The organism is Anaerobacillus sp. CMMVII (assembly GCF_025377685.1).
GTDB lineage: Bacteria > Bacillota > Bacilli > Bacillales > Anaerobacillaceae > Anaerobacillus.
The window spans coordinates 1-7,812 of sequence record NZ_JACEHK010000011.1; the positions used below are offsets into that span (position 1 = coordinate 1).

General features: G+C 31.7%; 7 protein-coding genes. 1 reads left to right on the forward strand and 6 read right to left on the reverse strand.

Annotated elements, in window-relative coordinates:
- Positions 1-62: 62 nt before the first annotated feature.
- Positions 63-284, forward strand: coding sequence for a hypothetical protein (locus H1D32_RS16005; protein ID WP_261179290.1), 222 nt, complete (start codon positions 63-65; stop codon positions 282-284).
- Positions 285-1,367: 1,083 nt separating this feature from the next.
- Here H1D32_RS16005 and H1D32_RS16010 read toward each other — a convergent pair.
- The 6 genes from H1D32_RS16010 to H1D32_RS16035 form a co-directional block, all read right to left on the reverse strand.
- Positions 1,368-2,924 carry a lipopolysaccharide biosynthesis protein gene (locus H1D32_RS16010; RefSeq protein ID WP_261179291.1) on the reverse strand — a complete coding sequence of 519 codons (1,557 nt, stop codon included), beginning with the start codon at positions 2,922-2,924 and terminating at the stop codon, positions 1,368-1,370.
- A 181-nt stretch (positions 2,925-3,105) separates the two neighbouring features.
- Positions 3,106-3,552, reverse strand: a complete 447-nt coding sequence (locus H1D32_RS16015; protein WP_261179292.1) for an FAD synthase family protein — start codon at positions 3,550-3,552, stop codon at positions 3,106-3,108.
- The gene (locus H1D32_RS16020) at positions 3,539-4,003 is read right to left on the reverse strand and encodes an HIT family protein (RefSeq protein WP_261179293.1); all 465 of its coding nucleotides are present in this window, start codon (positions 4,001-4,003) and stop codon (positions 3,539-3,541) included. Before H1D32_RS16020 ends, H1D32_RS16015 begins: the two co-directional genes overlap by 14 nt.
- 147 nt (positions 4,004-4,150) lie before the next feature.
- Positions 4,151-4,993 (reverse strand): LicD family protein, encoded by an 843-nt coding sequence (locus H1D32_RS16025; RefSeq protein WP_261179294.1) that lies wholly within the window; start codon positions 4,991-4,993, stop codon positions 4,151-4,153.
- Between the two features lie 192 nt (positions 4,994-5,185).
- Positions 5,186-6,391, reverse strand: a complete 1,206-nt coding sequence (locus H1D32_RS16030) for an O-antigen ligase family protein (protein WP_261179295.1) — start codon at positions 6,389-6,391, stop codon at positions 5,186-5,188.
- A 116-nt stretch (positions 6,392-6,507) separates the two neighbouring features.
- Entirely contained in the window at positions 6,508-7,641 is a 1,134-nt protein-coding gene (locus tag H1D32_RS16035; RefSeq protein ID WP_261179296.1) for a glycosyltransferase family 4 protein, read from the reverse strand.
- Positions 7,642-7,812: the final 171 nt, after the last annotated feature.

Below are 7,812 nucleotides of genomic sequence, written 5' to 3' on the forward strand. Positions count from 1 at the left end.
CTGGCGATGACAATGTAAGGTTAATCCATTAAAATAGAAGGAGATGTTAGGAGGAATATCAAATGAAACTTGCACAATGGAAAAAGGATCTTGAGTATGACTTCAATAAAATAAATGGCGATCTTGCTAAGTTAGAATCTGCAATGGAAGAATTAAAACTAAAAAAAGCACTAGTAGACGATGCCTGCACAGAGTTTGTCAGAGAGCATTATAATGAAGAAGGCTACCTCTTTAAGCTACGTGACAGTTTAGGTGAACAAATTTATAAAAAGAAAAAGAATTAGCAGACAGCAGAGCCAATCCAAACCGCATCCAGCTTGAGCTATTACTTCAGAAAATTGATCAATACGAGGGAAGTCGGTAAATGAAGAGGTGACTCCGGGTGGTTACTAGGCACGCTTCCCATGCTTGATATAACACCAACTATTCATGTATACTTAAAGTAAAGATAACCTAGAATAAAAAGTGACCGAGCGCTGGAACGCTCAGTCATTGCAACTACATGCCGATAGAATTTGGGTTTAAAGAGAAATAACCGCTATCCATTGGTCTTATGGGCGGTTATTTCTCTTTTTTATTGGTGACGAGTGTGATTATTGCTACAATTGCTGTCAATGTTATTACAAATAACACGCAAAGTTGAATTGCCATATTCACTGCTTCAAAAGTCACCATGATTACCACCTCCCTTGGGGAGATAGCCAACCGCCCATCCGCTTTATGTGTTGCTCCTTAATTATACCAAACGTTAGTTCCCTCAACTGTCATTCTATTACTCAATTCTTATTAATCCTTCGTCAAAATCTGACAAAACCCGAGTGGTGACTAGGCACCAAGTATTAAAAGCTTGTGGCTAAAAAAGGGGTGCTAGCAGTTGGCTAGCACGTGTATAACAGAGGCGGTTTTTTTGGTGTAAAAATCAATTAAACTATTAATTAATTTTGCTCAAGCTATTTTCCCCTGATTTGACGTATGAAAATTGATCAAATGTTTGATTAAAAGTCCATGACTAACACTATCATAAACATAAATACGTTTATACAGGTTTTCTATAGGATACTTTTAATAGGGGCGGGTACTTCTCTTTTCTATTAGTACCCGCAACATAACTCAATACACAAACAAAAAAACGCATTTGATAATCATTTCTCAAAGGCGTTTTTTACGGTAAGTTAAGTTCCTAGCTTCATGGCTCATCAGTGAAATAAGATTTTTCAGGAAACGTGACCACACTTAAGACTAAAACAGCTCCTTCTTACTGAAACTGTTGATAGAATTAATTAAACGTTTAATTTATAGTAGCTGATCACCTACCAACCGTGAATCTTCAACAAATTCCGAGGTGTCACAGTGGCAGCATCTCGATTTCAAAGCTCATTTTTCTGTTCACATGATTTAATATACTTAAAAAATTTTAATTTCTTTGGTATATATTTAATAATTAATTGAAACATCCAAGTTCCATCTTTTCCAAGGAAAAAACTTGGAAAATACCGTAATAAGCCAAAAAGTAGCAATAATGTAACAAGCCCCGACACGATTACTACAATAATTGAGGAGAAATCACCTTTCCTCAACACCAAAACTACAAACCAGACAACCGTACCAACAGCTATTGAGAAGTATAAAGCTGGTATGTGGGTACTAAAAAAGGACTTCCAATTCATTGGAATTATACTTAAGCTAAGATGTGCCATAATTGAAAAATTAAATGCTAAAGCCACTAAAACACCCACTGCAACGCCATTTAATCCCCAATGTTGACCAATCCAAGTCCCAACTAAAATTAAAAAGGCATAGACACCTTGGCGCCAAGCTCTTCTATAAACAGCCCCTGTTGCCCTAGCAAGTGATTCACTCATTTTATAGCTGGTACGAAAAAGCATTCCTACAGCAAGTATTTGAAAGGGTACAACTACTCCAGTCCAGGATGGTCCTAAGAGGAGGTCAATTATCTCTGGTGCTAAAATAAACATAATAACACTCACTGGCAGGACAATTAAAGCAATAAGAGCAACCCCTCGCCTATAGGCAGTAACTAAACGTTTTGGTTCATCTTGAACCTTTGCCATCGCAGGAAATAAAACTTTATCCAAGACCTGTCCAAAGAGTGTTACAGGCATTGCCATTAACTGATATGCACGACCATATAGTCCTAGGGCTTCAGCCCCAAGCCACCGTCCTACAACCAAATTATCCCCCTGAAGTGCAGCAAAGTTACTAATACGGCCCGCAGTAAAACCGAATCCAAAATACATTAATTCCTTAAAGGCATTTAATTCAATCTGGAGCAACTTAGAGTGTGGAGAGACAACAATTAATATAATACACTTTACTACGGTTTGAGCTATAGTTGCCCCAACTAACGCCCATACACCAAATTCCATCAAAGCAAGAATTATACCAACTAAACCAAAACCAATAGCATAGGATAAAACTTGTATACTAGCAAGCCAACGAAAACGTAGCTCTCTTTGTAAAAGCGATTCTGCTACCATTGATAAACCCTTTAATGGAAATACTAATGAAATTATATATAGTACTGATGTTAGTTCTTCAATTCTAAAGAAACCAGCAATAAATGGTGCAAGTAAAAAAATAATCCCTATCAAACACGTACCAAATAATAGTGAAATTGTAAAGCCTGTTCGAATGTGTCTTTCTTCAAGGATTGGTCGTTGAACTATAGCTGGCCCGATTCCAAGCTTAGAGAAAATATCAGAAAAATTAACGACTATTAACGCGGCAGCGACTAATCCAAAATCCTCAGGGGTAAGGAGCCTAGCTAAGATTATTAAAACGATAATTTGTAAAATTGCTTGGACACCTGCCCCTGAAAACATCCAAAACAGTCCAGATAATGTACTACTAGTTAAACTTTTTGTACCTTTATCTGCGTTGTTATTTTTATTACCTACATCCAATGTTACTTACCTCCATGGTGCTTCTAAATTAACACATCCAATATTTTACTAAAGATTTATAATTACTTTAGTTTCGCTACCAAATTATTATACAGGCAAAGTTTTTTAATTACGTTCTCTGTATATTTTTAACATAAATCCCTAAACATGCAAAAAATTACCAAACCCTTAAACTTTTTAGTTATTTAGCTGTTTTCTGCTCTTTTAATAATAGCTGATTCAACACATCTCCTAGAATAGTAGATGAAGTGCCCTTAGTATAACTAAAATAAACCATCTCAACACCTACGCTACTAAATTTATTTTCGATCTTTTCATACATTTTTGAACCCTTCCAATCATCTCCATGGAATATAGCGTCAAATTTGAGTTTTTCCCATGCATTAAACTTGTCCATTGATGTTTGTGGAACAACTTCGTCTACATACTTAATAGCTTCTACAATTGATATTCTTTCTTCGAAAGGTATAACTGGTGTTTTTTTCTTATAACCCTGCACTACCTCATCAGTACTTACTCCTACGATTAAGTAATCACATTGCTCTTTAGCTTTTTTTAAAATATTTAGATGCCCAATATGGAACAAGTCAAATACACCTGTTGTATAGCCTAACTTATATTTTTTCATTACCAAATTCACTCCTGGATTTAACTTTAGATTTTATGATTTTTGTGATTTCTTGTAGCTTATCGTTCATTAATGTATCTCCCATTAAGGATGGTAACGCTGGCCAAGTTTCATCCTTCCATACCTCATCTAAAAAGCTTACAGGGTTCTTGTACCGTGGAAAAACATGATAATGAACGTGCTTATCTATCATCATCAACATCAAATAGTTTATAACATCATAATTTAAAGTACTTTTTAGCGTTGATTCAATAATCTTAATGATATTATTCAGATCAGAAAACTCATTTTGTTCAAGTCCTGAAAAAGTAACACACTCTCGCTTTAACGAAAGTATTCCAGCTCCAATTGTTCCTTGATTTGGCCTCACTGACCATATCCAATGTTCAGTTTCATAAATAGAATACTCGACTACCTTGTATTTCTCTTGAAATTCTGTCAAGATTGTCATTAATACCACTCCTATTAATGTTTGATAAAGTTACTTCTTTAAAGACATTTTGAATTGATAGTCGTTATTGTACTACCAATTTAACAAATAAAACTTTTTTGAATAAAGATTATCCTCGACCTTTGACGATAAATAACCATACATGTTTTATTTGTCAATGTACTCAATATTGATATTTTCATATTCAGATTTTTGATCTTCAACCTTCGGAAGTTTCATATAATCTCCATAAAGTCTATTTAGATATTCTTCAGGGTTACTAGGTGCACTAAAGAAAAACCCTTCAAATTTAACCTTCTTAGGGACCCCGTATATTTCAGTTTCCATAGTCTGCTTGGAATATTTGTACCTACTTGCCATACTACATACACAGCGGGTGTTAGAATGCTCATATTTTCTCATAACACCTTCCAATTTATTTATTATAGTCTTCATTGAAATAGGTGACAAAATAGTATAGGCGGTTTTGCGAAGTATCATTTGGGTAATCTCTTTAAAACTTCTTTTGGTTTTAACATATTTTAGCCTAATTTTAATTCTAGAAATTAGTTTGAGTAGCTTAATAGATTTGCTTTGTTTGTTTCTAAGCTTTATATCATTTGGAGCATTATCAAGAGGAAAAACATCCAATGACAATATGCTATTTACATGATAATAACTAGCCTTCCCCTTAATATTTCTTTTAGTGGTATTTCGAAAACCAATTTTTATTTTTGGACTATGAAAATGCTTATTATTTTTATTACTGTAAATAATGTATTTGTCAGGTAATAAGTCATTACAGACCCTACAAAATTTCTCGTAATCTCCACGCATCATTCCTAAATCGATATCAGTGTCCCAAGGAATAAACCCTTCATGTCTAATAGCACCTAGTAAGGTTCCCGCAATCATATAGTACTGAATATTGTTTTCTTCACAAATCTTATCAATATCAATTAAAAGTTCTACCAGTTTTAATTGAGCAGTCCTTAATTCTGTTTTGTCCATAACAATTACAATCCTCCTTTTCATGTATATAGCGATTCGCGTGAGTGGAAATTTTTAACACCGCTGATTTAATTACAAAAGTAAACAATTTCTTGTACTTTTAATACTATCTTCAAAAATAAAGGTAGATCTATCTTAATAAAATAGAACGCATTAAATGTAGTACCTTAGTGTTCATTTGAGGATATGAAACTATGATTTACCTTTGTCTTTTCTAAACAGTAGCCCTACTGAGATCCCCATAAAAACCCAAAAATTTAAATCTATTAAGTATGAGCTACTGACCAATAAGTGAACAAACCCGAGGCAGAACCAGATAATAAAAACATTATAGTTCATATAATTCTTTAATAAGAATAACTTGAAAATTATTATACAAATTAAAAATATAATCATTAACCCTAATACTACACCAAAATTAGATGCTATTTCTAAAAAGATATTGTGCGCGTAGCTTCCACCTAGTACTCTGCGATCTCCAACTAGGCCAATTCCTAACAATGGATTTTGAATAATTACTCCAATAAGGTTATCGTAAATTACATCCCTACCACTTAAATGAACTTCGTCTCTCAATAACAACATTATACTTCTGCTTCTGATACCATAGTTCAGTAAAAAATAATACAAATATTCAAGAATATCTTCTATTTTTAGATAAATTATCATTACACTTACTATGGATACAAAATAGCCAATTAACTTTTTGTAATTTAGTCTAGTATTAGGCCTTAATAACTTTAAAAATACAAATACGAAAATACAAAATATTGCGCCTCTGGAACCTAAAGCTAGTATTACTAACAACGAAACTAAGACAAACACCAATATCCGTATTGATGGTTTGTCAAATAAATCATTTATATATATTATTGCCGGAACTAACATATAGTAAGATAATGACATACTATATACTCCTGCTGAAACACTCCCCGATAATATTAAAAATCCTAAGATTGTTCCAATTATAAAAACAATAAAACTTGCTTTTTCCATTATTTGCTTTAGAACAGCCACATCGTTAATACTCATACTGTATATAAACACAGGTAAGCACATAAAAAAGAATGGGAATATTAATTCTTTTAGATATATGTGATTTTCAGGAAATATTAGGTAATTAATTAAAAAAATAAGTATTGCTAAAATATAAATTCCAATAATCTTTAGCTTACTTCTTTTTAAGACTGCAGATAACCCATATAAAAAAATCGTTCCAACCAAAGCTTTTGAAATTAATTGAACTTTTGAGGCATCTGCAGTTCCTAATAAATTAAAATAAATTAATATAAAATACTGTATGGTGAGTACTACAAAGGGAGCAATTATGACTATACTTATTTTTTTATCATCTAATATATCAATTTTTAAATTGTGTTTTTTCGATGCATGTATCATTGATCACCACTTTTTCCCTTTAGGAATTTACGTTCTTTTATAAAAGTAAGATATTTAGTATGTTTGACAATTTAGAATTCTAGTCTTGATTTCAACAAATGAAATAAGAGTTCCTTTCATTTGTTGTATATTAGGAAATAACTGTTACAAATATTTGTCCAATTAAATTTAATTGAATTTCTCTGACAGGTATCAGCAATCTGACTATAGTTATCCATAATGTTATCAATCGCGTCCACAATAGTAGAAACATCCAAAGGATCCACCGAATAACCTACTTCTCCTTCTTCAAAAAAACCGTCTATACCTTGTCCTCTTGAATATATTATAGGTATTCCTCTAGACATTGCTTCAATATATACTAAACCAAAAGTTTCTCTTAATGAAGGCATAATAAAAATATTGCATTTGTCCATAATTGTTTTAATTAAATGCTTATCTTCAATAAAGCCATGGAACTCTACTATTTTTTCAAGATTTATTTCTTTAGTTAGATTTTTATAATAATTCTCAAGTGCCCCACTGCCTATTACATCTAATTTTACATTATAACCTTGTTCCTTTAACTGAGCACATGTCTTTAATACATTTGCTAAATTCTTATTTTTATTAAGTTGGCCAATAAACAGCAGACTTACTTCACGACTTTTTGGTTTTTTTTTATTTACAGTTTTATTTTCATGCCAAAAAGAATCTATCCCATTAGGAATTACATAACATTTATTCTCAATTTGTGATAAAATCCGATTTGGAAGTAAGGAAAATACTTGTTTTTTATATGCATATGAAATAAAAATAACAGCACTTGCATTAAGTAAAATTCTATACATATAAGGCCTTAAGTGAATTGCATACTTATAAAAATGATTAATATCTGTATTTCGGAAGGTTACAATAAAATTAATACCATATTTTTCACTTAGTTTATAAGCAGTACCACCATCACTAAAAACCGTGTGTGCATGGATAAAATCTATATTATTTCTATTTAATAGTGATAAATTTTCAATTTCCTTCGCTTGTTTGTTAATCTTATTAAAATAAAAAAACTTGTCATACTTTTTCAATATATTTTTATAATAATAATTAACAGTATCATACTCCGAAGGTAACTGATTTTTTCCTACAAGACTTTCAGTTTTCAAGGGAATAAATACATGTTGTTTTATTCCCTTGTTAGATAGCTCCTTAACTAAATTCTTGTAAAGTTGATTCCCTATATAATAAGAACAAATGTGTAATATATTCATGTATTACATCCCTACATACTGGTTATTTTTATAAACTCCAATAATAAAAACCACTTTTTTCATATTCTTTTCTATTTAGTATACTTTTAATGTCAACTAAAACCTTTTTATCATCTACATATATGTTATTAAAGAAATCATAACCATAACTTTCTTTAAATTCCTTATGTG

Bases quoted from the DNA above. Each gene is read 5' to 3' on its own strand.
- H1D32_RS16005 (WP_261179290.1), top strand. From the start codon at position 63: ATGAAACTTGCACAATGGAAAAAGGATCTTGAGTATGACTTCAATAAA.
- H1D32_RS16020 (WP_261179293.1), bottom strand. From the start codon at position 4,003: ATGACAATCTTGACAGAATTTCAAGAGAAATACAAGGTAGTCGAGTAT.
- H1D32_RS16015 (WP_261179292.1), bottom strand. From the start codon at position 3,552: ATGAAAAAATATAAGTTAGGCTATACAACAGGTGTATTTGACTTGTTC.
- H1D32_RS16025 (WP_261179294.1), bottom strand. From the start codon at position 4,993: ATGGACAAAACAGAATTAAGGACTGCTCAATTAAAACTGGTAGAACTT.
- H1D32_RS16035 (WP_261179296.1), bottom strand. From the start codon at position 7,641: ATGAATATATTACACATTTGTTCTTATTATATAGGGAATCAACTTTAC.
- H1D32_RS16030 (WP_261179295.1), bottom strand. From the start codon at position 6,391: ATGATACATGCATCGAAAAAACACAATTTAAAAATTGATATATTAGAT.